Raw genomic sequence first — 26,755 nt, 5'->3', positions numbered from 1 at the left:
CCACAGGTTGCTCAAAGCATGGTTTTGAGGTTGTAGATAGAACTGACGAAGTCAGTAACCATATATACGGCAAGGCGACGCTGACGTGGTTTGAAGAGATTTTCGAAGAGTAGCAAAATGGAAAAAGGAGTGAGTGAAGCACATCGCCTCCCCACTCCTTTTTCTGTTTTTAGGCTGTTTTTTCAACTTTCAAGATTTTTACATCATAGCTACCAACAGGCGTTTCAATGGTTGCTGTATCACCTGTTTTCTTGCCAATCAAGGCTTGTCCAATTGGGCTTTCATTTGAAACTTTACCTGCAAAGGCATCCGCACCCGCTGAACCTACGATAATATAAACTTCTTCTTCGTCCTCACCAATTTCTTGGATGGTGACTGTTTTACCAATCGCTACTTCGTCCTGGGCAACTGCGTCGCTATTGACGATTTCAGCATAGCGGATTTTTGTTTCTAAGCTAGAGATTTGTCCTTCGACAAAGGCTTGTTCATCCTTAGCTGCTTCGTACTCACTGTTTTCTGAAAGGTCACCGTATGAACGGGCAATCTTAATGCGTTCTACCACTTCTGGTCGACGAACCAATTTCAATTCTTCTAATTCTTTTTCAAGTTTTTCCTTTTCCTCAAGGGTCATAGGATATGTTTTTTCTGCCATTTTTCTCAACTTTCTTCTAATAATATTTTCTAAAGAAAATTATGTGAAGTATCACATAATTTTAGTTTGTTTGGTTTAATTTGCTGTTGACATGTTCAGCGACATTGCGATCGTGGTCTTCTTGATTATTAGCATAGTAGACCTTGCCTTCTGTGACATCTGCTACAAAGTAGAGGTTATCGCTCTTAGTTTGATTGATGCTTGACTCAATCGCATCCAGACTTGGACTATCGACTGGACCAGGCATGAGACCTACATTTTTATAAACATTATAAGGTGAATCAATGTTGGTATCAATCGCAACATCCTCAGCTAAGCTGATATTTTGCCCCAGTTTTCCTTGGGCATACAAGATTGCAATATTACTTTGAAGTGGCATATCACGATTCAAACGATTGTAGAATACACCTGCAATGAGCTTACGATCTTCTGTCTTGGCACCTTCTTTTTCGACCAAGGAAGCAATGGTCAACAACTCATTGACAGTCAAGTTTTTAGATTTGATAGTACTATAGTAAGGAGATAGGTTCTTATCCATAGCAGCTAACATCTCATCAATCAAGCTCTCAACAGTTGTGCTTTCCTTGATAGAATAAGTAGCTGGGAAAAGGTATCCTTCCAAACGATAACGCGCACCACTATCTTTTGCAAGCAAACTTTCCAATAAAGTAGGATATTTGGCTACTGCTTGACTGATAAACGTCTCATCTTGAACTTTTGCCAAGAAAGCCTCCGCTGTCAAAGACTCTTTGAAGTCACCTTCCAATTGACCCACAGCTTGTGCAATCTGATCCAAGGTATAACCTTCTGGAATTGTCAAAGTCGCAAGTACAGGTTCTTGCGGTTCATCTGTTCCACCTTTTTGCAACTCTTTGAGTAAGTCTTCTGTACTCATACTCTTTTGCAAATTGTAGTAACCCGCTTTCAAATCGGTATAATTTTTATACTTGGCATAAAAGCTAAAAATCAGACCATGCTTTACCAAACCAGCTTTTTCAAGCGTCGTACCGATTTCTTGAACGTTTGAACCTTCTGGAATTCCAACAGTCACATATTTCTTAGAATTAGCATCGATAGGTAATAAAGAATCTAGCACGTACTGGTAACCAAAGTAGCCACCTGCTGAGAGCAAGGCAAGGAATACAAGGAATGAAATCACAAAAGCTTTCACATGTGACTTCTTCTCTTTCTTAGACTTAACGGGTTTTGCTCCTTCTCTACGGCTACGACGTGGTGTATCGCTGATGATATCCACTGTTTCTGTAGCAGGCGTAGGTGTTTCTGGACCTGCTTGTTCTGCTTTTTTCTCTGCCGTCTTATAGGAAACAGCTACCCTTGTTGGGGTTTCATTGTATTCTCTTTCAAGTTTCTTAGGTCTAATAGGACCTGGTCCTGGTCTTGAACCACTTTCTTCCGCTGGAGAGGAAGGTACATCTTGACTTGGATGACTTGGAACACCAGGAGTTTCTCTTTGAATCTCATCTGCTGGAGAAGCTGGTACATCTTGACTTGGGTGAGTCGGCACGGTAGGAGCTTTTCTCATAATCTCCTCTACCGTTGACAAGGAATCAGCCATGAGTTCTTCAGCTGAAGGTTCATTTGCAGGAGTGCGAACTACTGCCTCATCTTCTTTCAGAACTTCATCATAGCCTTTTACTTTTTCTAAATCTCTCAGAATCTGCTCTTTAAAGCTTAATTTCTCTTCTTCTCTTGACTTTTCACTCAAAAGTTTTTCCTCCTTGTTGACAATCCATAATATTATATCTTAAAAGTCCAAGAAAAGCAACCTATGATGCTTTTCCTAGCTTATTTTTTCATTTCCCAGACCATATCATACCAGGTTTCCCCTGCAAAGGTTGACTGGGACTGGCCTTCGTTGACAAATCCACGCTTTTCATAGTAGGCAATAAGATAGTCATGACAGGTTAGATTAATGCCATCTCTCTCATATACAAGAGCAACTTCTTTCAAGGCTGTTAGCAATTTCTGACCCAGTCCGAGTCCCTGTGCCTCCTTGGCAATAGACAGACAGGTCACAGAGATATAGCCCCCCGGCCCATGGCTATGGTCTTCTATCTCTTCTGTAAAAGACTGGTCTTGCAGATGGCGATGGGGGCCAACTGGTCCTTCTATATAACCCATAATCCTACCCTCTTTTTCAGCAACCAGAAAAGAGGTCTGAATTTCTCGCAAATGTGCCTCAAAGACAGAGCGAGGAATGGCTTCTTCGACCGAAAAATTTTCAAATTCAAGTTCAACAATCCGATCCAAATCTTCTAATCTTGCTTTCCTGATTTTCATTGTGCCTCCAGATAATAGGGATTAAACCAAATCATACTAAAACCCTGGCTAGTTTCATAAAGGGAAGTTTCTTCATCAATAAAACCGTTCATTTCAAAATAGGAAAGCAGCTCATCAGGACTCTCCAAACAAATCCCTTTGTAATCCAGCTCAACTGCCACCTCTTTCAAAGCCGCAAGAAGAAGTGTTCCCAATCCTTGTCTCTGATAGTCAGACTCAATGACTAAAGAATCTACTTTTAGACATTGCGGATTGTCTGACTGAGGACTTGATAGAATATAGCCTAAAAGTTGGTTTTCATCCCTAGCTAGAAGAAAGGTATCCGCACACTTACGGATACTTTCTTCTAAGATATGGGAAGGTTGCTGCTTTTCAGCTGGAAAAGACGAGGCCTGAAGTGCCTCTATCTCAGGCAAATCAGACTTGCTTGCCTGAATAATCTTAATTGGAATTTCCATGGGAGCATCCTATTGAACATTGCTTGTCAAGTTAGACAAGAGTCGCTCAAATGAGTATTCATAGGTTTGGATATCTCCTGCTCCCATAAAGACGTAAACAGCATTGTCATGGTCTAGGAGAGGAGAAACATTTTCAACAGTAATGACTTGGTGTTTCTTGTTGATTTTATTAGCTAGGTCTTCTACCTTAACATCACCATGGTCTACCTCACGAGCAGATCCATAAATTTGGGCTAGGTAAACAGCATCCGCTTGGTTTAAAGCGTGGGCAAAGTCATCTAACAAGGCAATGGTTCTTGTAAAGGTATGCGGTTGGAAGACCGCTACAATTTCCTTGCTTGGGTATTTCTGACGAGCCGCATCCAAGGTCGCAATAATTTCTGTTGGATGGTGGGCAAAGTCATCGATAATCACTGTGTCATTGACAATTTTCTCAGTGAAACGACGCTTAACACCGGCAAATGTTTTCAAGTGCTCACGCACCAAGTTCAAATCAAATCCTGCTGTGTAAAGAAGACCAATAACGGCTGTCGCATTCATGATATTGTGACGACCAAAAGTTGGGATGTGGAATTGACCCAAGTCTTGTCCACGGAAATGAACGGTGAAGGTTGAACCAGTTGTTGAACGAAGAAGCTCACTAGCTACAAAGTCATTGCCCTCAGCTTCAAAACCATAATAATAAATCGGAGCATTAGCCGTAATCTTACGCAATTCTGCATCTTCACCATAGACAAAAAGACCCTTGGTAATTTGTTTGGCATAGTCGTTAAAGGCATTGAAAACATCCTCGAGACTTGTGAAATAGTCTGGATGGTCAAAGTCAATGTTGGTAATAATAGAGTATTCTGGGTGATAAGGCATAAAGTGGCGCTCATATTCGTCAGATTCAAAGACAAAATATTTGGCATTGGCCGAACCACGACCGGTCCCATCCCCAATCAAGAAGCTGGTATCTGTAATGTGAGACAAGACGTGTGACAACATACCTGTCGTTGAAGTTTTTCCATGCGCTCCTGCTACTCCCATGCTGACAAAGTCACGCATAAAGCTACCTAGAAATTCATGGTAACGTTTGTAGCTGATACCATTTTGGTCCGCATAGGCAATTTCGACGTTGTTATCTGGACGAAAGGCATTTCCAGCGATAATTTCCATATCACCGTCTAGGTTCTTTTCATCAAAAGGAAGAATAGTAATCCCTGCCTGCTCAAGACCACGTTGGGTAAAGTAGTATTTTTCAACATCTGATCCCTGTACCTTGTGCCCCATTTGGTGCAACATCAAGGCCAAGGCACTCATCCCTGATCCCTTAATCCCGATAAAATGATATGTCTTTGGCATGTTTTCTCCCCTATTCTGTCATTCTGGTCAGATTCAACTCTTGGGCAACCCGACGTTCTTGTTCTGTTTGTTTACTTTTTTTATTGTAGATTTGGCTCTTCTTTAGAAAATCATAGTTGTTTTTCTTTGGGCCTGAAGTTTCTTTTGTCTCAGCTTGAGTCGAAATATTGCTAACTTCTTCCGCCAAGATGTAATGAGACTGGGTCAATTTTTGACTATATTTGACAAATTCACCAGGATTTTCTTTTTGGAAAGGCGCTGTCGGTTGATTGCCCTGTCTAACAAGGCCTGATTTAGAATGACGTCTCGCACGGCTGAAATCCTGAGTTAGATAGTTAGCAGAGCGTTTCTTTTTCAAGTCCGCACGCGCTTCTTCACGCGCCACCTCAGCATAACTCTTTCCTTCTTTTTTAACCCCTAAAGGAGCCTTTTTAGGTTTCTCTACTTGCTTTTCAATCGGTTTTACTGGCGCCTCTTCAGTAATAGGAGCCCATTCTAAATAATTTTTATCTCGATACTCACCCTTGATATTACTGATCAGATCAGACTCATCATACAAGTTCATGACTGGCATTTCAGTCAACATGACCTCGTCATCTGACACCAATGGAAATCGTTCTTGTTTCATTTTCTATTTCCTTTCAACACTTCATTATAGCGTATTGTCTTGATTTTTCAAGTACTGGCTTCAGAAATTCCCAAAATTTCTCTAATTTCTGCTAGGGTCAGACTGCCACGTGACTCTGTGCCATCCAATACTTGTGACACCAGATGTTTCTTCTGTTCTTGGAGTTCCTGAATTTTTTCTTCAATAGTTCCCTGGGTTACCAAGCGATAGACCTCAACCGTTTCTTCCTGACCCATCCGATGGGCACGGCCAATGGCTTGCGCTTCCACCGCGGGATTCCACCAAAGGTCAACCAAGATAACGGTATCAGCACCTGTCAGGTTCAGTCCGACACCACCAGCCTTGAGGGAAATCAGAAAGGCATCTCTTTCCCCTTGGTTAAAGGCCTTGGTCATGTCTTGTCTTTCCTTGGCTGGAGTTGAACCCGTAATTTTAAAAGATGTCAAGCCCAAGTCTGGAAGTTCTTGTTCAATTTTTTCCAACATTCCCTTGAACTGAGAGAAAATCAAGACACGGTGTCCGCCGTCTGCCACCTGTACCAGTAGGTCTCGGAGACTATCTAGTTTACCGCTGGCTCCCTGATAATCTTCCATAAAGAGGGCAGGGGTATCACAGATTTGGCGCAAGCGCATCAGACCAGATAAAATTTCCACACGACTTCGCTGAAATTCCTGTTCTGACACTTGAGCCAGATGGTCTCGCATCTGTTGTAACTGGGCAAGGTAAATAGCCTTTTGCTGGTCTTCCAGTTCATTTTTATAAACCACCTCAATCAAGTCTGGCAATTCAGTCAGAACTTCTTCTTTCTTGCGTCGCATCACGAAAGGCTTGATAAACTGAGCCACTCGCTCTGCTGGCAATTTCATAAATTCTTTCTTGCTTGGCAAAAGTCCGGGCATGACGATTTGGAAAATAGACCACAACTCACCCAGATGGTTTTCAATCGGAGTTCCTGACAAGGCAAAGACCGACGGCACCACAAATTGTCTCAAGGTCTGGGCAATCTTGGTCTGGGCATTTTTCATGACCTGAGCCTCATCTAAGAAAAGGAAGTCAAAGGCCATCCCCTGATAAAACTCACTGTCCTGACGGAAGGTGGCATAGCTAGTCACATAGATTTGATGGCTCTCGGCAAGAATCTCCTCACGACTTGCTTTCAAACCATGAACAACAGCCACATCCAACTGTGGAGCAAATTTCTGAAACTCATCTGCCCAGTTGTAAATCAAACCTGACGGAGCGAGAATCAAAACCCGACTTTCTTTTGTCACTTGACTAGTCAAAAAAGCAATGGTCTGAAGGGTTTTCCCAAGTCCCATATCATCAGCCAAAATCCCACCAAAACCATAATGATGGAGCATCTGCAACCAGCCAATTCCCTTTTCCTGATAATCTCGCAAGTCAGCCTGAACCTGAGTTGCTTGCAAAGGAAAGTCCTCTGGATGCGTCAAATCCTGTGCCAGATTCTGGAATTCTTGTGAAAAAGAAACACGGTCTCGCCCTTCAAAGAGATGAGCTAAACTGTAGGTCAAGGATTTCCGAGCCTGCAAGGTCCCATCTTTTAATTCAAATTGCCCCAGTTCCTGTAGATTTTGGCGAATTTTCTTGGTTTCTTCATCGAAAAAGTAGACTTGATTGGACGAATCAATATAAAAATCTTGATTGGCAACCAAGGCCTGCATGGCTTGGTCGATTTCCTCCTGGGCAATATCTTGAAAATCAAACTGGATTTCCAAGAGACCTCCCTTGGAGGCAATCTGCACCTGAGGACTCGCTAGGCTATAAAGCTCTTCTAGTTTATCTGATAGGTCAACATGCCCGAGTTTTTCAAAGACTGGAATGATATCATGAAAAAAATGATAGACAGACTCCGCTTTTAAGGCCTGACGCCAAGATTGAAAATCGGCTTCAAAGCCCGCAGCCAAACAGACTTGGAAAATTCTTTCTTCTAAGTCCGCGTCACTTGAAAATGGTAATTCTTCTAGCTCTTGTCGGCTAGATACCTGTCTATTTCCATAATCAAACTGAATTTCTAAACGAATCCGATTATCCTCTTCCCTGTCAAAGTAAAAAGAGGGCGCAAAAGTTTTGATTTGTAGCCGTTCTGGAGCTGAAACGGTGCCCATCTGGATAAAAAGAGTCAGACAGGAGGCCAATTTGTCTCGATCACTGCTATCAAATTGCAGGTATTTCTTTCCTTGTTGACCCACAGGTAACACTTTAATTTCCTTGAGAAGACGCATCTGCTGGTCTGTTAAAAAATAAACCTGACCTTTATGGAAAAGTACTGCTCCCTGATAAAAGACATTGACCCTAGGACTCTCACTGATTTCCATTTCAAAATAGTCCGAGTATTCTGTTACTGTAAAGGCAAATAGATTGGCATCAGCATGCATATCCTGAAAAAGCAGGGTTTGGTAGCTATCCACTTGATGGTCAAATTGAAAATGGGGCAAGGCCATCAGTAAATTCACACCCTGCTCAAAAAAGGTCAGAGGGAAAAAGAGGTGCCGACCTTGGTTTTGGAAAAAGAGGTCTGGAACCAGCCCTTCCTCCGTTAGTCCGTGCAAGAAAGTCAAAAGTTCTTGGCTGGCATCATCAAAAGCTTCCCAAGAAAGAGACTCCTCATAAATCTTGCCAATCATATACGACTTTCTCTGCTCGACAATCCTTAAAAAAAGTGGAATATCCCGAATGACATAGTATTTTTGGCTATTGATTTGGCCGATTCTCAGAGTCCACAAGATATGATTGGTTCCTGCTTCCACCTGACCCACAGCTGATAACTCATAGGCGCATTCTGATTTTGGAGATAAAATTCGATCCAAAAACTTGCCACCCAAGGTCACCTTGGTTTCAACGGCCTCTTTTTCTTCATGACCTTCTTCCAGACTCCACAAGATTTCCTGACCACGCTCATCATTTTTCAGAAAATGCTCTAGCGCTGCCAAATGCACACAGTAGCCCCTCTTTTGAAAAAAATTACAGGCACAAAAAACCAAATCATCCTCTAAACTATAGCGCAGTTCTTCTTCTGCAACGCGAGCATAGAGCCGATTGTTCTTTTCCTTGATGATATCAACCTTACCAGTTTCATAAAGGGCAACACCTTCGATACGAACTTTCCCCGGAATCAATTTAGCCATATTTTCACCTTTACCTTATCTTTTTATTATACCATATTTTCGCCTATGAAAATAGCCTTCTAGGAAGACTTTTCTCCTAGAAGGATGGATTTTTAACGTTTGGCAAAAGTAGCCACAATCCGCTGACAGACTTCTTGCAACAGAGATTTGGGCATGGCTATATTGATGCGGGCATGGAGACTTCCTTCCTCTCCAAAATCCAAACCACGGTTAAGGATAACCTTGGCTTCATTTCTCAACAACTCTTGCAATGTTTCATCAGTCAGGTCATAGGCTGAAAAGTCAAGCCAAATCAAGTAGGTACCTTGCGGTTTCATGACCTTGATTTTAGTCTCTTTTCCAAATAGATCCACCACATAATTGATGTGATCTTCAAAGACTTGCTTGAGTTCCTCTAGCCAATCTTTACCGTATCGATAGGCAGCTTCTGTCGCCAAATAACCCAAGCCTGAAATTTCATGCTGATTATTGGCCAACAGGCGTTTCTGGAAAGCCAGTCTCAACTTAGGATTTTCAATGACTGCATAGGAATTTTTTGTCCCAGCAATATTAAATGTTTTAGTGGCACTGCTCAAGACGATAGCAAAATTTTTGAAGGCAGGATTGATGGTATTGAAAGACTGGTGTTTGTGACCAAAGAGGGTCAAATCTTGGTGAATCTCATCTGAAACTAACAAAACACCGTGTTTTTGGCAGAGTTGGCCAATCTTCTCCAACACTTCTTTTTCCCAAACACGTCCACCAGGATTGTGAGGGTTGCAAAGAATATAGAGTTTAACCTCCTCTTCCACCAAATCCTTTTCAAGTTGGTCAAAGTCAATCTCAAACAGACCATCCTTTTCCACTAAGGAATTAGTAATCAATCTACGATTGTTCAACTTGACACTGCGAGCAAAGGGTGGGTAGACAGGCGTGTTAATTAAAACCGCCTCGCCTTCTTTTGTAAAGGTTTGAATAGCTGTTGAGATGGCTGGTACCACACCCTCGATAAAAACAAGAGCCTCTTTGTCAAAGTTGTAACCGTATTGTGTAGCTTCCCACTTTTGAACTTCCTTAATTAAGTCTTCACTGGCATAGGTATAACCATAAACCAGTTGGTCTGCGTAAGTTTGCACGGCTTGGCGGATTTCAGGCAAGACCACAAAGTCCATATCCGCTATCCAAGCTGGTAGAACTTCACTATCCGTTTCTGTTTCTTTCCATTTATAGGTATGGTGCCCTAAACGGTTGGGCAGGCTTGTAAAATCATATTTTCCCATCTTTGTCTTATCCTTCTAAAGCTTGGCGCAAATCTGCAATCAAATCTCTAGCATCCTCAATCCCAATAGACAAACGCAAGAGGTCATCTGTCAAACCATAAGAATGGCGTACTTCTGCTGGAATATCAGCATGAGTTTGAGTCGTTGGATAAGTAATAAGACTTTCCACTCCACCCAAACTTTCCGCAAAAGAGAAGACCTTGAGACTGTTCAAAATATGAGGAATGCGTGTTTCATCGGCTACTTTAAAGGAAATCATGCCTCCACGACCAGTGTAGAGAACTTCCTTAACTGCTGGAGAATCCTTCAAAAAGGCAACCACTTCTTGGGCGTTAGCTGTTGAACGCTCCATACGAAGAGACAAGGTCTTGAGACCACGAAGCAACTGGTAGCTGTCAAATGGGGACAAGACTGCCCCTGTTGTATTGAGATTGTAAAAAAGCTTCTCGTATAGTTCTAAACTATTGGTCACAACCACTCCAGCTAAGACATCATTGTGGCCTGCTAGATACTTGGTTGCTGAATGGAGAACGATATCTGCTCCATCTTCAATCGGACATTGGTAGATAGGGCTATAGAAGGTATTGTCCACCACCACTTTGGCACCCTTAGCATGAGCCAATTTTGCTAGTTTTTCGATATCAAATTCCAACATTAAGGGATTGGTTGGGGTTTCGATATAGAGAACATCCACATCCTTTTCTAACTCGGCAATCAACTCTTCTTCTGTATTGGCATAGGTAAAATGGAAACGACCTTCCTGCTCCACTTGGTTAAACCAGCGAAAAGAACCACCGTAAAGATCACGCACTGCCAAGACCTTACTTCCTACTGGAAAGACGCTAAAGGCCAGTACAATAGCTGACATCCCTGAGCTAGTCGCTAGGGCATAGTCTGCTGACTCAATAGCCGCCAAGACTTCCTCAGCCTTACTACGAGTTGGATTTTTAGTGCGCGTATAGTCAAACCCAGTAGATCGACCAAACTCTGGATGCTGATAGGTCGTTGAAAAATGGAGCGGTGTCACCAATGCACCTGTCGCTTCATCTGACTTAATGCCCGCCTGGGCCAAAATTGTGTTAATGTGTAATTCCTTGCTCATACAATACCTCCAAATCTATAGTAACTATTGTACCACTTATTTTCATCAACTCATTTTCTTCTTTTCAAGAGCTAGCTATAGTTTCAAACTATATAAAAAGGGAGTTTTTCCTGCTCCCTTTAATAGACTATAAAATGGTGAATCTCAAAAGACACCTTCACTCTATCATTTGCTCCTGCACAAAACGAGCATAACGCTCATGATTTTCCAGTAGTTCCTTATGAGTTCCTGAGCCAGTGATTTTCCCCTCCTCTAAGAAGAAAATACAATCCACATCTTTTACCGTTGACAAACGATGCGCTATAATCACAACTGTCTTCTCCTTTAGTACAGAATAGAGGCTACTGATAATCGCATACTCAGAATCCGCATCAAGATTAGCAGTGGCTTCATCAAATATAAGAATTTCAGCATCTTTTAAGTAGGCTCTAGCTATTTGAAGTCTTTGGCTTTGTCCCCCTGACAAGAGTCGTCCGCGTTCACCAACCTCAGTATCTAGTCCCTCTTTCATGGAGCGAATCTCATCACCTAGTGATACTAAGTCTAGCACTTTCATCAATTCATCATCAGTTACTAAGCGATTCAAACCGAGACAAAGATTGTCACGAATACTGCCAGATAAGACTGCATTATTTTGTGAAACCCAAGCGATTTTACTTCTCCATTCTTTTAAGTTAAAATCATATATACTTGATTGCTCCATTAGAATATCTCCTGAAAGCGGTTTATAAAACCGCTCTAACAAACGCACAATCGTTGATTTTCCTGATCCAGATGGTCCAACAAAAGCAATTTTTTGCCCCTTGAAAATTGAAAAAGTAATATCCTTTAAGACAGGTCGATTTTCATCATAACCAAAATAGACATGGTTAAAATTCAACCCTTGTCCTGATACCGATTTTCCTCCCTCAAATTTTTCTTTAGGAACTGCAAGCAAGTTCTCCAGTGCAACTGAAGATCCCTTACTCCTAGAATAAACAGTTACAAAATTAGCTATATTACTAATAGGATTAAGTAATTGAAAGAGGTAAATCAAAAACGAAACCAAGGTTCCCACAGATATATATCCTGCGCTGACCCGATAACCCCCATAGGTTAGCATCACAGCTATAGTCGCAAAGATAAATAAGAGAGCAAACGGGGTCTCAAAAGAAGTAATCCTATCTGATTTCAGTGAATTGTTTTGTACCCTTTCAATACAATTATCCAAAACATCCTGTACACTTTTCTCTGCTTGGTTAGTCTTAATTAATTCATGTTCTTGAATCTTTTCAGTCAATTGCCCTGTTAAAAATCCGATTTCCTCCTGTAAACGACGACTATACTTTTCACTGATATTGGAAAGGGGCAAGATAATAAACATCATACAAGGAAGAGTGATGAATAAAAGTAGAGAAAGATTCCAATCAAGACTAAATAAGACTATGATGGAACCAAGTACCATAACTAAACTCAAAATAATATTTGGGAAAGTCGTAATTAAAAACTCACGAATGACACTCGTGTCATTGACAATGGCAGAAGTCAACTCCCCACTTTGGCTCTTATCAAAGAAGGATTTCTCTGCATAAATCAACCCCTCTATCACTTTTTTCCTGATTTTTGCTATCTTTTTTTCACCCGATTGACTAAACAGATAGTAACCAATAGAAGAAAACAAGGCTTGACCAATAAAAATCAAAAACGATTGAAATACTTTGGAACCTATATTTTCAATAGAACTCCCATCTATTAAACCCTTTAAGATAAGGGGAAGCAACAAAGCAAGTAGACTAGACAGAACAAGTAAGAAACTCCCCATAATCACCTTAGTATCTACTCTTAATAATTTTAATTTCATAAATACTCCTTATAATAGCTCTATGAGACGATTTCGAAATAGTTTTACTTCTCCACCTACCCTTTCATAAATAACTAATAATTTTTCTACCGTCTTAATATTTTCATAAAAAAGATGTATCAAAATATAAACAGCGATAATTTCTTTATAAGTTTTCAATTTTTCTATCCTATAAGAATATTCTTCTGAATCGTTCTTCATCTTTTCATATAGCAAATCAATGCTTTCAACGGTTATATTTTGTAACAATTCTAAAGCCCTATCAGGCTTTACTTCTGTTGCTTTTGATAAGAAAAGCTCAGAATAGTTCATATTATTTTTTATAAGTTTATTTAATATATTTGCTACAAGAGTCGTATGATATACCTTTGGAAAAAAATCTTCTATCTTATCTAGTAAAGGTCTATCCTCATCATATATAAAAAAACCATTGTCAACCTGAGAATTAGCTAATATAGACACTGATATTTCTAAAATATAGTCAGAAATTGGAATATTCAATATAGACAAACAGCACATCAACTCCATAATAACATCTATATCTTTTCGTTTAATAGAAATCAGTAATGAGAGTTCTAAAATAGAAGACAACTTATTTTGATCAATATTTTCAAAAATACTTTTATCTTTTGAAAAAATAGAAGTATAGAATATATCATGTGTGATAGCATATAAATGTTCACGACTTAATAAAATATCCAATGGAATATCTCCCAATAACAATTGGTGCAGAAAACCGCTATTGAATAAATTTAAAATTTTTAATCTATATTCTCTACTATTTCGATAATCCTTTAAAGACATTAAGGCTAGATACTCTATCTTACGATAATATATCTCATCGCTATTCATTAAATTATTTAATGACTGATACTGACTGTTGTAAAACTTTAACAGTATGTCTACAGATTTCATATCAACTCTATCTCCATATAAAGTCATTTGATGATACTCTAATAGAGATTTTTTATTTTTATAAAAATAAGGTAGATGATTGTCAATCCAATCCTCCACCTTATTTAATGATAGGAAAAACCTATCCATCCCTGTTACCATTCTAGGGACATAACATCAAAAATATCGCCAGTCATTTCATCTTCTAAATCCTTAAAGTATATAAAAACATGTGTAGTATCTTTATAAATACGTACTGGTCGAGTTTCCTCAATAATTACTTTAGTGTTTTCAGAAAATTTATTAAACAATGATTTCATTAGCTTCTTCCTTTCGATATATTATTCTTTTATCCTTATTTGACATGTTTTGCCAATTCTTCTTGGGCTTTTTTATTGGATTCTTCTTTTTCTTTCAGCCATTTTTCTTTAGCTTTTTCATATTCGTCTGTTGTGACTGTCTTATCTTGTACTTTAAGGTATTTATAGGATTCAACCCCTTTATTACCAGCCAATGAATAAGGTGCTGAGAAAGGAACTGTTTTTCTCAAGCTAGGCGTTCCACCTAATGAAACATTTGGAATCGCTAGAGAACTATCTATCAACCATGCTTGAATATCAGCATATTTCTCATAACGTTTGGCTGGGTCTTGCTCCTTATTAGCCTCTTCCAACATTTGAGTATAAGTGTCAAGTCCAACTGCCTTAGCCTTGTCATTGGCTTCACCAGGGTCGAGTCCAAGATTTTGTAGAACCCCACCATTCTTGACACTAAAGATATCAAGATAGGTTGATGGATCTAAGTAGTCAGGACTCCAACCACCATTGTAAAGGTCGTAGTCTTTCTGAGTAGCAGTCTGAGCAAGGTAACTTGAGTTATCATAGTCCTCTGTTGATAACTGTTGGATATCAATAACGACGTTCTCCGTACCTAAAGCTGCTTCAATAGATTGCTTCATAGAGCTTACTTCTTGAATCCCCTTCTTAGAAGCTTGGTCAACTGTCGCATCCAAATGAATAGGGAATTGAACTCCCTTAGCTTCTAGCTCTTTCTTGGCCTCAGCAAATTTAGTCTTGGCTTTCTCAGGATTGTAATAAGGGTCTTGACCATCCGCAAAGTTGATACCTTGCCATTCCTTACCATAATTGACCATCTTAGAGGCTACTACTTCACCAAAGTCTTTTCCCTTGATACTTACAAAGGTTGGAGGAACAACCAAGTTACGCAAAATCTTAGTCGCTCCGTCTTCTCCCTGAGTTTGAGCCCCATAGGCTGTACGATCATAGGCAAAGTTAATAGCTTGACGGAAGTTTTTATTAAGAACTGCTTCCTGAGTTGATTTCTTTTCAATGTCGGTCGTCTTAGAAGTAAATTTATAAGCTTGTCTATCTAGGTTAAAATTCCAGTAATAAGACGTAGCAGTCTGCATACTGTAGATGATATCATCTTTGTATTTTTCTTTAATCCCTTCAAAACTTGAACTATTTGGATAGAGACGAGCGTAGCTATAGGCTCCGTCTGTAAAGTTACGAACAAGAGCATCTTGGTCACTACCATCATAGTAGGTCAATTTAACATCATCTACAAAGACATTCTTAGCATCCCAGTAGTTAGGATTTTTCTTGTATTCGATGACAGATTTTGAAACAAAAGCTTTCATCAAGAAAGGTCCACTGTACAAAATATTAGCAGGGTCTACCTTGCCAAAATCATCCCCTTTTGATTTTAGGAAATCCGCATTGACTGGGAAAAGAATGGTTGATGTCGTTTTTGAGTTCCAGTAAGGTTCTGGTCGAGCCAAGGTGTATTGAACCGTTTGGTCATCAAGAGCCTTGACACCGACAGTTGAAAAGTCGCTTGTTTTACCAGTGATATAGTCATCCAAACCTGCAACAGAGTCCTGCACTAGATACAAGGCTTCTGATTTTTTATCAGCCGCATATTGCAAACCTGTCACAAAATCTTGGGCAGTTACAGGAGCATATTCTTCTCCCTCAGAAGTAAACCACTTGGCATCCTTACGAAGTTTGTAGGTATAGGTCAAACCGTCCTTAGAAACACTCCAATCCTCTGCCAAGGATGGCACATAGTTCCCATATTGGTCATTTTCCATGAGACCATCTACCAGGTTGGTCACAATATCATTTGTTGTTGCGCGGTTTTCTGCTAGATAGTTCAAACTAGATGGATCACTTGAATAAACATAGTTATAGGTTTTTGATCCTGTGCTAGAATTTCCACACGCGCTCAATAAAATTCCTGTACCCAGGACAAGACCTGCCAAGGTTAGATATTTGCTCTTAGACTTTTTCATTTCCAGAACCTCCTGCTTTAAAGATTTGTTTTATTATACAACGTTTAGTTTGTTTAGTCAATGATTTTGTCCAAAAAAATCGAAGAAGGCCTCATCTTCTACTCTTAAAAGATAATTTTAGCTGTTTTGACGCTAAAAAAAAGGAATAAGTTTCAAGTTCTCCTAAAAGATTGTTCAACTTATTCCTTTTATTTATAAATGCTATCTTAAGAAAACTTAAATTTTGCTCGCAACTGGGCAGCTTTGGCCTGTCCAATAACCTTATCTAAGAGACGAGTATAGAGACTCATGAATCCGTAGAGTCCACCCCCCATGGCACCGACAAGAGCTACATAAAAGAAGCTCCACAAACGTCCACTTGGTTGGAAAACAAATCCTAACAGCCACTGGATGGTTCCTATTAACAGAAACATGACTAGGGTCAGCAAACTGATTAAAATGATTCGCTTCACAATCACCTTGCGCTTAACACCCGTTACTTTACAAATATCCCGATACATCAAGACGTTAGGAATGATAAGAGCGATGGTTGTTGAAATCAAGGGACCATAACTGTGGAAAAGGGCGATGGTAGGCAGTTGCAAGACCAGCTTGGCAATAGAACCATAGATAAAATAGAGAACGGCCTTGCGGTTGCGGAACATGGCTTGAAGCATGGGGGACAAGACCATGTACAAGCCTAAAATAATAGACTGCAAAACTGCAAAGACAAATAAGCCCATAGCCAAACTGTCTGGCTTGCCATAGAAGACTGTATAAAGAGGTTCTCCTACCATAACCACTCCAACCGTTGCTGGTAGCAAGAACATAAAGAGTAGGGTGAGACTGTCCTGAACGAGACGAGAAGCTGCCTTCAAGTCCCCCTTGACATAGTTTTCCGTCAAAAGTGGCAAACCAACACTCCCAATCGAAACCCCAACAGAAATCAAAATCATCGTGATTTTATTAGGATTGGCTGAGAAATAAGAAAACATGACAACCAAGTCCTCATTGCTGTAGTTGGTAAACCAGCTCATACTATTGATAAAGGTCAGCTGGTCCAAAATCTGGAAGAGCTGGATGGCAGACCCTGTCAGGATAAAAGGAATGGCTTCCTTAATGGTATCAACCAAAAGACGCTTACTGTTAATCTTATCTCCTGTTTCAAAAACTCTTTTGAGTGAACCTTCTTGGGCAAGGAAATAAATCAAGACTGCAAAACTGGCGACCATGCCGACAAAGGCAGCAAAAGTGGATTGAGTAACGGCTGCTAGGTAATCTCCTGAACCAAGTTTCATAATGATAAAGGTTGCTAAGAGCATCCAGATAACACGAATGACCTGCTCAGCAATTTGACTCATAGCATAAGGTTTGAGGTTATTCATCCCTTGGAAAAATCCTCGGATAACACTCATAGACGGGAAAATCAAGACTCCCCAAGCCAAGCTTTGCATGATTGGGATCAAGTCTTTGCCCACGCCAGACAAGTCTGCTAGCCAAGGAGCAAAGAGATACAAGACTAAAGCAAAAACCAGGCCTAGTCCTGTCATAAAGCCTAAAAAGCTCCGAATCAGGGCAAAGCTATGCTCCTCTTCTCGCATGGTATTATACTTGGCAACTTGCTTGGCCACCGCAACTGGAATCCCTGCTGTTGAAACCAGCAAGAACCAGGCATAGATATTATACCCCATGGTAAAGAGACCATTGGCCGTAGCCGCATAAGACCCCATCCAGATGTACCAAGGGATAATGTAAATAGCCCCAAGCAGGCGACTGATAAAGTTACTAGCCGTTAACCAAGCAGTCCCCCGTAACATCTGGGCCTGCTGGTGATTGTTTTCGTGCGACATAGATTCCTCATTCAATTTTGATAACTAGGAAAAACTCCCTATCTTCCATTATAAACTTTTCCTTGTTACTTGTAAATTTGCGACTTTCGGTTTACAATAGAAAGTATGATTAAGATTGAAACCGTATTAGATATATTAAAGAAAGATGGTCTCTTCCGCGAGACTATCGACCAAGGACATTATCACTACAACTACAGCCATGTCGTATTTGACACTATCTGCTATGACAGCCGTAAGGCTAAAGAAAAGAGCCTCTTTTTCGTCAAGGGTGCTGCCTTTAAGAAGGAATTTCTGCTTTCAGCTATCTCTCAAGGTCTCGATTGGTATGTGGCTGAAAAGGACTATGAGGTTGGTATTCCTGCCATTATCGTCAGCGACATTAAGAAAGCCATGAGTTTGATTTCTATGGAATTTTATGGAAATCCACAGGAAAAACTCAAACTCCTCGCCTTTACTGGAACCAAGGGTAAGACAACAGCAGCCTATTTCGCCTATAACATCTTATCTCAAGGGCATCGACCTGCTATGTTGTCGACCATGAACACAACTCTTGATGGTAAAACTTTCTTTAAGTCAGCGTTGACAACCCCTGAGAGTATTGACCTCTTTGACATGATGGCTCAGGCTGTGCAAAATGACCGCACCCACCTCATCATGGAGGTATCTAGTCAAGCCTATCTGGTCAAACGTGTCTATGGTCTAACCTTTGATGTGGGAGTTTTCCTCAATATCAGCCCAGACCATATCGGCCCGATTGAACACCCTAGCTTTGAAGACTACTTCTACCACAAACGTCTCTTGATGGAAAATAGCCGAGCAGTCATCATTAATAGTGACATGGATCACTTTTCTGTCTTGAAAGAACAAGTGGCAGATCAAGACCATGATTTCTATGGTAGCCAATCAAATAATCAAATCGAGAATTCCAAAGCCTTTAGCTTCTCAGCTACGGGGAAACTCGCTGGAGATTATGATATCCAACTCATTGGGCACTTCAACCAAGAAAATGCCGTTGCTGCTGGACTTGCTTGTCTCCGTCTCGGAGCTAGTCTTGAGGACATCAAAAAAGGAATTGCTGCAACCCGCGTTCCTGGTCGTATGGAAGTCCTGACTCAGAAAAATGGAGCTAAGGTCTTCATCGACTACGCCCACAACGGTGACAGTCTGAAAAAACTCATCAATGTGGTTGAAACTCATCAAACCGGAAAAATTGCTCTGGTTTTGGGTTCAACAGGAAACAAGGGAGAAAGTCGCCGTAAGGACTTTGGCCTCCTCCTCAATCAACATCCTGAGATTCAAGTCTTTTTGACTGCTGATGACCCCAACTATGAGGACCCAATGGCCATTGCAGATGAAATTAGTAGCTATATCAATCATCCTGTTGAAAAAATTGCGGATCGCCAAGAAGCCATCAAGGCAGCTATGGCTATCACAAATCACGAATTAGATGCTGTGATTATCACTGGTAAGGGAGCCGATTGCTACCAAATCGTCCAAGGCAAGAAAGAAGCCTATCCTGGAGATGCAGCTGTCGCAGAAAATTATTTATAAGAATAGAAAAAATCAAGGGAAAATGAAACCCTTGATTTTTTCTATCTTTATTTAAAAGCGTTTTTCAAACCTTCAACGGCACCTTCTACAGCACCTTTAGCGTCTTCTACAACGTCTTTTGCCTTAGCAACTGTTTTTTCAACAGCTCCTTCAAGTTCTGTCTTGCTGTCTCCAGTAACTTTACCAAAACCTTCTTTGACAGCGCCTGTTGCTTGTTCCAATTTGTTTTCAAGTGACATATGATTGTCTCCTTTAATTTTATTCCGATATGTGTTATCGGTTACATTAGTATAAACTTATCGATAGATAAAGTCAAACAATGTGCTCAGAAAAAGCAATCACACTAAATAGAAAGTTAATCTTTCCTTATCAAAATCGATAGCCAACTCATACTTTCCATCTTCATTTTGGACAATATAACCTAGGACAATTAAACTGTCCACAAAGATGTCACGACGTTTCTGCATAAGCTGATCTTTTTTGAGAAATTTTAGCAAAAAAGTTGTCATGTATTTGAGAGCATACTCAGGATTAACATCTCCTAAAATGTCATAAAGTTCCTGCTGTTTTTCTGTCAAAGGATACTGATGTTTGACCTTATAGAAATAATTAGACAGGGTCATTTTAGTGCGCGCAAAATCTGTCTTTTCAACTAAAATAGCTGCATTGGTTTGATTTCGTAATTCTGTCTCAAAACGCTGCTCTAACAAGGCTTGATAGATCGGACTAGCTTCGCTGACAAAAATCTCTTGATCCAGTTCAAGACTATCGAGTGATTCAAGCATAGGAAAATTGAGGTAATAGCGCTTATTTTCTCGTAGAATCAAACCTGCCTTTATATACTCTTCCATGAGTTTATCAACTGCTACATCTGGAAATTGAGCCTTGATTTCCCGTAGAATCACATCATCATGCTGATCCAGATAGCGGATCAACTCTCTAAAAAATGGCTGTCTCGTCAAACGAGATGGATTAAAAATCTGAATCATGAAGATTCCTTTCTTTACATTCTAACAGAGGAGATGCTGCCAACTGACTGGGATTGGTCCCAGCTTGGTTCAGAGGAACAGGTAGGCCTAGTTCTCTATAATACTCTCTCCAAAAATCACTAATCTCCTGCTCCCCATCCCCAAATTTCATGGGAATAGTTTCAAAAATGGGGAGAATTTCTGCCATGTACTGGGAACAGTAAAAACCATGTCCATCTGGATAGAAAGAAGCATTGTAGGGAGCCCCTAGATGTTTGCAAGCTTTTTCCTTCACCGACTGGATATCCATTTCTGGGTAAACATAGAGGTCGTACAAGTGATTGGGCTCAAAGAAGTCTGCAGGTTCTTGACAGACAACACCAGCCTGTCCACTAGCGTGGTAAATCATCCCATCCAAATAAATGGCAACATGGTTATAGTTGCCTGTGGAAGTCTGGATGGCCTGTCCCATATCTGACTCATCTCTCACAAAAATCAAATCGCCATTTGCTAACATGCTTCACTCCTAGAAAAAAAGGAGCCGAAACTCCTTTCGATATAAGGCAAACTAGACTTTCCGATTTTGAACTGACACCTAAAATCTTACGCATTAAAGCTTTCAGTCAATTGAGGTACAACTTGTTTCTTACGTGAAACGGCACCAGCAAGGAAGGCATGATTGTTTTCAAGTTTGAAGTTGAAGGCTGCTTCAACCTTATCCATGTTAGCACCAAGTGCTAGGATTTCTGAGTTTGAGTTGACGATATCTGTAATCATCAAGACAAAGTCAGAGTAACCGTTTGCTTCGTTAGCAGCTTGCATTGCAGCTTCAATTTCTGCTTGGCGTTCCAATACTTCAGCGATGTCCACTGTGTTTACTTGGGCAACACGGACATTATTTCCGTTCAATTCAAAAGTCTTAGCATCGATGTCAATCAATTCGTCAGCAGATTTGCTAGCCAAGTTTGTACCAGCTTTCAGCATAGCCAAGCCATACTCTTCCAAGTTTACACCAGCCAATTCAGCCAATTCAGGAGCAATAATCTTATCTGTTGGATGTGTTGTTGGTGATTTCAAAAGAAGGGTATCTGAAATCAAACCTGAAAGCATCAAACCAGCAATCTCTTTAGGCACAGCTACACCATGTTCTTTGAACATACGATAAACGATTGAAGACGCTGAACCAACTGGCTCCAAACGCATGTAAAGTGGGCTTGCAGTTTCAAAATTAGCCACACGGTGGTGGTCCACCACACCATAAACTTCTACTTCAGCGATATCTGATACAGATTGTTGGAATTCATTGTGGTCAGTCAAGATAACTTGCTCTGCTCCTTCTGCTTTGGCAGAAGTAATAACACGCGGTGCTTCTACACCAAAATAGTTCAAGACAAAGGCTGTTTCTTCATTTGGAGTTCCAAGAGCAACAGCTTCCGTATCCAAACCGTAAGCTTCTTTTGCAAGGTAGGCAAAGGCTACAGACGACCCGATGGCATCTGAGTCTGGATTTTGGTGACCAAATACTAGAATCTTAGACATGATAATACCTCATTTTGTTTATTCTCTTTATTGTAGCATTTTTTTCGCTTTTTGACAAAAGTAAGAGGAGTCAAAGAACTCCCCGCTACTCTTCAAAATAACTGAGTAAATTTCTATCTTGATTTTCAGATAAAAATTGCTCCTTCTGTGGCCTCTTCTTACGCTTGAGAAGGGCTTCAGCCGACATGGCTTCTTCCTTACTGGCAAAACCTTGAGCATAGATAAGTTTGACTGGCAAGCGTGCTCGTGTATATTTGGCTCCCTTCCCACTATTGTGAATAGCGAGGCGTCTTCTCACATCAGTCGTATAGCCTATATAGTAGGATCCATCACGACACTCCAGAACGTACATATAAGCCTTATGATCCATAATAAATCTCTTCGATTTCGGGCGTATAAGAGCCATCATCATTGTGGACAATCAAAGGAGGTAAGACCTTAAAGCCACTTGTTGAGCCATCCTTGATCGCCTCAATCAAAAGCATATTGGCTTCCTTTTCTCTTTTTGGATAAACAAACTGCAGGCGCTTAGGGGCTAGATTATGCCGTTGCAACATATCCAGAATGTCCAAGAGTCGGTCAGGACGATGAACCATAGCCAACCGTCCATTAGACTTGAGAATACTCTGGGCACTACGACAGATTTCCTGCAAATTGGTCGTGATTTCATGGCGCGCCAAGAGATAATGTTCACTCTCATTTAAGTTGGAATGAGGATCCACCTTGAAATAGGGCGGATTACACAAAATCATATCCACCTTACTTCCCTGGATGTAAGCAGGCATATTTTTCAAATCATCACAGATGACCTCCATCTGCTCTTCCAAACCATTCAAACGGACAGAGCGTTCAGCCATATCCGCCAAACGCTCCTGAATCTCAACAGCCAAAATCTGTGCCTGAGTCCGAGTGCTAGCAAATAGCCCTACTGCTCCATTTCCAGCGCAAAAATCCACTATCAAGCCCTTTTTAGGAAAACGCGGAAAACGTGACAAGAGAACACTATCCACCGAATAGCTAAAAACCTCTCTATTTTGAATGATTTTGATATCTGTTGAGAAGAGCTGGTTAATTCGCTCCCCTGATTTTAATAATTGTTCTTCTTCCATGGTCCTATTATAGCAGATTTATATTAACATTACAAAAAATATAAAATTCTAAACTACTTCTTCTTTTTTAAATAGTGCAAGGCTTCTCTAGTCCAAATTGGCATCATTCGTTTAAGAGGCGCAAAGCCGTAGTTAAAACGGTCGCTTGAAAAGCGTCTCCGTCTCGGAAACTGGTGCTTTTCTTCCTCCAAAGTGCGGATAGAAAGACTTGCTTTCCCTGTAAATTCATCTAAATCCACTACCTGAACCTGAACCTCTTCATCGACTTTCAAGGCTTCATGAATATTTTCAATAAATCCTGTCCGAATCTCTGAAATGTGAATCAGCCCCGTATCACCCGTCTCTAGCTCAACAAAGGCACCGTAGGGCTGAATCCCTGTAATACGCCCCTTTAGCTTATCACCGATTTTCATCTTAGTCCTCGATTTCAATTGTTTCAATCACAACATCTTCAACTGGCTTGTCCATCGCCCCCGTCTCAACAGCAGCAATGGCATCCAAGACAGCGTAAGATGCTTCATCAGCTAACTGTCCAAAAACCGTGTGACGGCGGTCTAGGTGAGGTGTCCCACCTTGGTTAGCATAGATTTCTGCGATCGGTTCTGGCCAACCACCACGAGCAATTTCTTTCTTAGAATAAGGCAAATGTTGATTTTGCACGATAAAGAACTGGCTACCGTTGGTATTTGGACCTGCATTGGCCATAGAAAGGGCACCACGGATATTGTAAAGTTCTTCTGAGAATTCATCCTCAAATGATTCGCCGTAGATGGACTCGCCACCCATACCAGTTCCAGTTGGGTCTCCACCTTGAATCATAAAGTCCTTGATAATACGATGGAAAATGACACCATCATAGTAACCATCTTTTGAAAGAGCTACAAAGTTAGCCACTGTTTTAGGAGCATGTTCAGGGAAAAGCTTGATACGCAAGTCTCCGTGATTGGTCTTAATAGTCGCGATAGGACCTTCTACTGTTTCAATGTCTACTTGTGGGAAATGCAATTCTTTTTCTACCATGCCAAATCCTTCTAAGGCATCAAAAATGCCATCTTCTTCTAATGTTTTTGTAATATAATCTGCTTTTTCTTTGATGTTATCATGAGAAATTCCCATGGCAACGCTGATTCCAGCATAATCAAAGAGTTCCAAGTCGTTGAGCCCATCTCCAAAAACCATGACGTTCTCTGGTTTCAAACCAAGGTGTTCCACAACCTTTTCCACACCCGTCGCTTTGGAGCCTGAAATTGGCACAATATCAGACGAATGCTCATGCCAACGAACCATGCGAAGTTTGTCTGAGAGACTGTCAGGCAAGTGCAAGTCATCTCCCTTATCTTCAAAAGTCCACATCTGATAGATTTCTTCTTTCTCATGGAAATCTGGATCCACATCTAAATCAGGATAAATTGGATTGATAGCCTCACTAATCATATCGGTACGAGTCGACAACTTGGCATCATGACTCCCAACCAAGCCATACTCAATTCCCTCTTGCTTGGCCCAAGAGATATACTCCTCAACATCTAACTTCTCAATCTGATGCTGATAAATGACCTGACCTTTTTTATCTTCAATATAGGCCCCATTCAAGGTCACAAAAAAGTCAGGCTTGAGCTCACGAATCTCTGGAACGACACCAAAAATCCCTCGTCCAGAAGCAATACCTGTCAAAATTCCTTTCTCACGTAATTGCTTAAAAACAGTTGGGATTGAAGCTGGAATAAAACCTGTCTTTGAATTCCGCAATGTATCATCAATATCAAAAAAGACGATTTTAATCTTCTTTGCCTTGTATTTTAATTTCGCATCCATCTCACTACCTCTTTCAATCTAACTCTTTCCATTATACCATAAAGTAGCTAAATCCCCTATGTTCAAAGAAATTCGCTATCTCTTATTCGAACTTCTTGGATAAGTACAGAACTAAATCATCATTATTTTGAATAGTAGCATTCATTTCCAAGGGTTGATTTCGATACCAGACACCTGTCCCATCTGGAATGTAGCCCCGTCTGATATACAATCTCTGGGCAGAGCCATAGCCTAAGTGCAAACCTACACCAAGAGTGATCTTACTCGAAACAAACTTGACTCGTTTTTCTGCTTCTTCTAACAATTGATTCCCAATCCCTTGATTTCTAAAAGGCTCAAACACATTAAAATCTGATAATTCTGGATAGACTTCTGCAAAAGGACCATGTTTAGCCAAAGGTAAAATGGTAACGTAGCCCGCTACAGCACCATCAATCTCTGCAACTAAGACTTCTCTCTCCCCACTTTCCTGTTCCAGAAAATATCTAGCCAAAATTTCCTCTCTACCAGGCCAACCTTGATTCATAAATCCATGAGATAAGGATTCAATATCAGACTTAATCATATTTCTAATCGTACAATTCATCTTTGACTTACCCACCTTTACTCTTTCTATTACCATTATAGCACGCCAAGGTCAGAAAAAAACTATCTCGTGAAAAAAAGACCCGTTGGGGTCTTAATTCGCTTTCTTGTTTTCAAGCTCATGAAAAAGAGATCCACTGACCTCAACTCGCTCTCTCATTTCAAGGCTCGTGAAAAAAAGACCCAACCGGGTCTGAAAAAGAGGTCCACCCGGACCTCAACTCGCTCTCTCATTTCAAGGCTCGTGAAAAAAAGACCCAACCGGGTCTTTTCTTTAATCTTCGTTTACGAAAGGCATCAAAGCCATTACGCGAGCGCGTTTGATAGCTGTTGTTACTTTACGTTGGTTTTTAGCTGAAGTTCCTGTTACACGACGAGGAAGGATTTTCCCACGTTCTGAAACGAAACGGCTAAGAAGCTCAGTATCTTTGTAATCAACATATTCAATTTTGTTTGCTGCGATGTAATCAACTTTTTTACGGCGTTTGAATCCGCCACGACGTTGTTGAGCCATGTTTTTTCTCCTTTATAATTTTAGTTGTCCATTAGAATGGTAAATCATCATCTGAAATATCCAATGGATTTGTTGCTCCAAATGGATTTTCATCACGTGAAAAGTCTGGTACTGAATTTGTAGGCGCTGAATAGTTTGCAGTTGGTGCAGAATAAGCTCCACCTGTGTGACCCTCACGCACACTACGGCTTTCCAACATTTGGAAATTCTCAGCCACGACCTCTGTCACGTAGACACGTTGTCCTTGCTGGTTATCGTAACTACGAGTCTGGATACGACCTGTCACCCCGATAAGTGAGCCTTTTTTAGCCCAGTTAGCAAGGTTTTCAGCCTGTTGGCGCCACATAACGACATTGATAAAATCAGCCTCACGTTCGCCATTTTGACTCTTAAATGTACGGTTTACTGCAAGAGTAAAAGTCGCAACTGCTACATTTGATGGGGTATAACGCAACTCAGCGTCACGTGTCATACGCCCTACAAGTACAACATTGTTAATCATAGTTTACCTTCTTACGCGTCAATTTTGACGATCATGTGACGAAGAATGTCAGCGTTGATTTTTGAAAGACGGTCAAACTCTTTAAGAGCTGCATCGTCGTTTGCTTCAACGTTAACGATGTGGTAAAGTCCTTCACGGAAATCTTGGATTTCGTATGCAAGACGGCGTTTTTCCCAAGTTTTTGATTCAACAACAGTTGCACCGTTGTCAGTCAAAATAGAGTCAAAACGTGCTACCAAAGCGTTTTTAGCTTCTTCTTCAATGTTTGGACGAATGATATAAAGAATTTCGTATTTAGCCATTGATATGTTCCTCCTTTTGGTCTAATGACCCCAAGACTTTGCAAGGGGTAAGTGAGGTTCGCTCACAATAAACTATTATACTAGAAAACATTTTTTTACGCAA

The 26,755-nt window shown here is 40.6% G+C and carries 27 protein-coding genes and 1 pseudogene; 1 reads left to right on the top strand and 27 read right to left on the bottom strand.

The genetic code is table 11. From position 1 onward, the window contains the following. Window positions 1–169 precede the first annotated feature (169 nt). The 15 genes and pseudogenes from greA to HT723_RS03250 all read right to left on the bottom strand — a co-directional run bounded on the left by greA (window position 170) and on the right by HT723_RS03250 (window position 17,767). Window positions 170–652, bottom strand: coding sequence for a transcription elongation factor GreA (gene greA, locus HT723_RS03315; protein WP_000818760.1), 483 nt, complete (start codon window positions 650–652; stop codon window positions 170–172). Window positions 653–713: 61 nt separating this feature from the next. Next, window positions 714–2,378, bottom strand: a complete 1,665-nt coding sequence (gene mltG, locus HT723_RS03310) for an endolytic transglycosylase MltG (protein WP_172934636.1) — start codon at window positions 2,376–2,378, stop codon at window positions 714–716. Between the two features lie 80 nt (window positions 2,379–2,458). Then, complete coding sequence (locus HT723_RS03305; RefSeq protein WP_172934635.1) at window positions 2,459–2,953, bottom strand: GNAT family N-acetyltransferase; 495 nt, start codon at window positions 2,951–2,953, stop codon at window positions 2,459–2,461. Continuing rightward, a complete protein-coding gene (locus HT723_RS03300) occupies window positions 2,950–3,411 on the bottom strand; it encodes a GNAT family N-acetyltransferase (protein WP_172934634.1) in 462 nt (153 codons plus the stop codon). Before HT723_RS03300 ends, HT723_RS03305 begins: the two co-directional genes overlap by 4 nt. Before the next feature lie 9 nt (window positions 3,412–3,420). After that, entirely contained in the window at window positions 3,421–4,755 is a 1,335-nt protein-coding gene (murC, locus tag HT723_RS03295) for a UDP-N-acetylmuramate--L-alanine ligase (RefSeq protein WP_023933148.1), read from the bottom strand. Window positions 4,756–4,765: 10 nt separating this feature from the next. Continuing rightward, window positions 4,766–5,383, bottom strand: coding sequence for a cystathionine gamma-synthase (locus tag HT723_RS03290; protein ID WP_172934633.1), 618 nt, complete (start codon window positions 5,381–5,383; stop codon window positions 4,766–4,768). Window positions 5,384–5,430: 47 nt separating this feature from the next. After that, window positions 5,431–8,529 carry a DEAD/DEAH box helicase gene (locus tag HT723_RS03285; protein WP_172934632.1) on the bottom strand — a complete coding sequence of 1,033 codons (3,099 nt, stop codon included), beginning with the start codon at window positions 8,527–8,529 and terminating at the stop codon, window positions 5,431–5,433. Between the two features lie 92 nt (window positions 8,530–8,621). Beyond that, window positions 8,622–9,788, bottom strand: coding sequence for a PatB family C-S lyase (locus tag HT723_RS03280; protein ID WP_000521369.1), 1,167 nt, complete (start codon window positions 9,786–9,788; stop codon window positions 8,622–8,624). 7 nt (window positions 9,789–9,795) lie between these two features. Next, entirely contained in the window at window positions 9,796–10,890 is a 1,095-nt protein-coding gene (locus tag HT723_RS03275) for a cystathionine gamma-synthase (RefSeq protein ID WP_172934631.1), read from the bottom strand. Between the two features lie 157 nt (window positions 10,891–11,047). Beyond that, a complete protein-coding gene (locus HT723_RS11510; RefSeq protein WP_025170631.1) occupies window positions 11,048–11,770 on the bottom strand; it encodes an ATP-binding cassette domain-containing protein in 723 nt (240 codons plus the stop codon). A gap of 186 nt (window positions 11,771–11,956) precedes the next feature. Then, window positions 11,957–12,691: pseudogene (locus HT723_RS11505) on the bottom strand (ABC transporter ATP-binding protein); the annotation flags it as partial. A 48-nt stretch (window positions 12,692–12,739) separates the two neighbouring features. Continuing rightward, the gene (locus HT723_RS03265) at window positions 12,740–13,786 is read right to left on the bottom strand and encodes a hypothetical protein (RefSeq protein ID WP_138703950.1); all 1,047 of its coding nucleotides are present in this window, start codon (window positions 13,784–13,786) and stop codon (window positions 12,740–12,742) included. Further along, window positions 13,780–13,944: a hypothetical protein gene (locus tag HT723_RS03260; protein WP_160313820.1), complete on the bottom strand. Its 165-nt coding sequence runs from the start codon at window positions 13,942–13,944 to the stop codon at window positions 13,780–13,782. The genes HT723_RS03265 and HT723_RS03260 overlap by 7 nt, the downstream gene beginning before the upstream one ends. Window positions 13,945–13,979: 35 nt before the next feature. Beyond that, entirely contained in the window at window positions 13,980–15,938 is a 1,959-nt protein-coding gene (locus HT723_RS03255) for a peptide ABC transporter substrate-binding protein (protein ID WP_050262124.1), read from the bottom strand. A gap of 206 nt (window positions 15,939–16,144) precedes the next feature. Then, window positions 16,145–17,767: a polysaccharide biosynthesis protein gene (locus HT723_RS03250; protein ID WP_172934630.1), complete on the bottom strand. Its 1,623-nt coding sequence runs from the start codon at window positions 17,765–17,767 to the stop codon at window positions 16,145–16,147. Window positions 17,768–17,872: 105 nt separating this feature from the next. Between HT723_RS03250 and HT723_RS03245 the strand changes: the two genes are divergently transcribed. After that, on the top strand, window positions 17,873–19,318 hold the full coding sequence (locus HT723_RS03245; protein ID WP_172934629.1) for a UDP-N-acetylmuramoyl-L-alanyl-D-glutamate--L-lysine ligase: 1,446 nt from the start codon (window positions 17,873–17,875) through the stop codon (window positions 19,316–19,318). 47 nt (window positions 19,319–19,365) lie between these two features. Here the strand turns inward: HT723_RS03245 and HT723_RS03240 are convergent, their stop codons facing one another. The 12 genes from HT723_RS03240 to rpsF all read right to left on the bottom strand — a co-directional run bounded on the left by HT723_RS03240 (window position 19,366) and on the right by rpsF (window position 26,652). Continuing rightward, window positions 19,366–19,557 carry a CsbD family protein gene (locus HT723_RS03240; RefSeq protein WP_000051193.1) on the bottom strand — a complete coding sequence of 64 codons (192 nt, stop codon included), beginning with the start codon at window positions 19,555–19,557 and terminating at the stop codon, window positions 19,366–19,368. 99 nt (window positions 19,558–19,656) lie between these two features. Next, window positions 19,657–20,307, bottom strand: a complete 651-nt coding sequence (locus tag HT723_RS03235) for a DUF1803 domain-containing protein (RefSeq protein WP_172934628.1) — start codon at window positions 20,305–20,307, stop codon at window positions 19,657–19,659. Next, window positions 20,291–20,803: a YiiX/YebB-like N1pC/P60 family cysteine hydrolase gene (locus HT723_RS03230; protein ID WP_172934626.1), complete on the bottom strand. Its 513-nt coding sequence runs from the start codon at window positions 20,801–20,803 to the stop codon at window positions 20,291–20,293. The genes HT723_RS03235 and HT723_RS03230 overlap by 17 nt, the downstream gene beginning before the upstream one ends. A gap of 86 nt (window positions 20,804–20,889) precedes the next feature. Further along, window positions 20,890–21,825, bottom strand: coding sequence for a manganese-dependent inorganic pyrophosphatase (locus tag HT723_RS03225; RefSeq protein WP_172934623.1), 936 nt, complete (start codon window positions 21,823–21,825; stop codon window positions 20,890–20,892). An 85-nt stretch (window positions 21,826–21,910) separates the two neighbouring features. Further along, a complete protein-coding gene (locus HT723_RS03220) occupies window positions 21,911–22,195 on the bottom strand; it encodes a GIY-YIG nuclease family protein (protein ID WP_172934622.1) in 285 nt (94 codons plus the stop codon). Continuing rightward, on the bottom strand, window positions 22,185–22,934 hold the full coding sequence (locus HT723_RS03215; protein ID WP_138699787.1) for a tRNA1(Val) (adenine(37)-N6)-methyltransferase: 750 nt from the start codon (window positions 22,932–22,934) through the stop codon (window positions 22,185–22,187). Before HT723_RS03215 ends, HT723_RS03220 begins: the two co-directional genes overlap by 11 nt. Before the next feature lie 53 nt (window positions 22,935–22,987). Next, window positions 22,988–23,347, bottom strand: a complete 360-nt coding sequence (locus tag HT723_RS03210; RefSeq protein ID WP_000689593.1) for a S1 RNA-binding domain-containing protein — start codon at window positions 23,345–23,347, stop codon at window positions 22,988–22,990. Window position 23,348: 1 nt separating this feature from the next. Then, on the bottom strand, window positions 23,349–24,749 hold the full coding sequence (locus HT723_RS03205) for a bifunctional Cof-type HAD-IIB family hydrolase/peptidylprolyl isomerase (RefSeq protein WP_172934621.1): 1,401 nt from the start codon (window positions 24,747–24,749) through the stop codon (window positions 23,349–23,351). A gap of 82 nt (window positions 24,750–24,831) precedes the next feature. Then, window positions 24,832–25,335: a GNAT family N-acetyltransferase gene (locus HT723_RS03200; RefSeq protein WP_172934620.1), complete on the bottom strand. Its 504-nt coding sequence runs from the start codon at window positions 25,333–25,335 to the stop codon at window positions 24,832–24,834. 273 nt (window positions 25,336–25,608) lie between these two features. Then, window positions 25,609–25,848: a 30S ribosomal protein S18 gene (gene rpsR, locus HT723_RS03195; RefSeq protein ID WP_000068664.1), complete on the bottom strand. Its 240-nt coding sequence runs from the start codon at window positions 25,846–25,848 to the stop codon at window positions 25,609–25,611. A gap of 31 nt (window positions 25,849–25,879) precedes the next feature. Beyond that, a complete protein-coding gene (ssbA, locus tag HT723_RS03190; RefSeq protein WP_000609606.1) occupies window positions 25,880–26,350 on the bottom strand; it encodes a single-stranded DNA-binding protein SsbA in 471 nt (156 codons plus the stop codon). Between the two features lie 11 nt (window positions 26,351–26,361). Then, on the bottom strand, window positions 26,362–26,652 hold the full coding sequence (rpsF, locus tag HT723_RS03185; RefSeq protein WP_001151785.1) for a 30S ribosomal protein S6: 291 nt from the start codon (window positions 26,650–26,652) through the stop codon (window positions 26,362–26,364). Window positions 26,653–26,755 lie beyond the last annotated feature (103 nt).

Origin of the sequence: Streptococcus sp. 2106 (assembly GCF_013277315.1) — a bacterium.
GTDB lineage: Bacteria > Bacillota > Bacilli > Lactobacillales > Streptococcaceae > Streptococcus > Streptococcus pseudopneumoniae.
The sequence above is the reverse complement of the archived record's forward strand: the minus strand, read 5'-3'. Positions and strand labels throughout refer to the sequence as shown.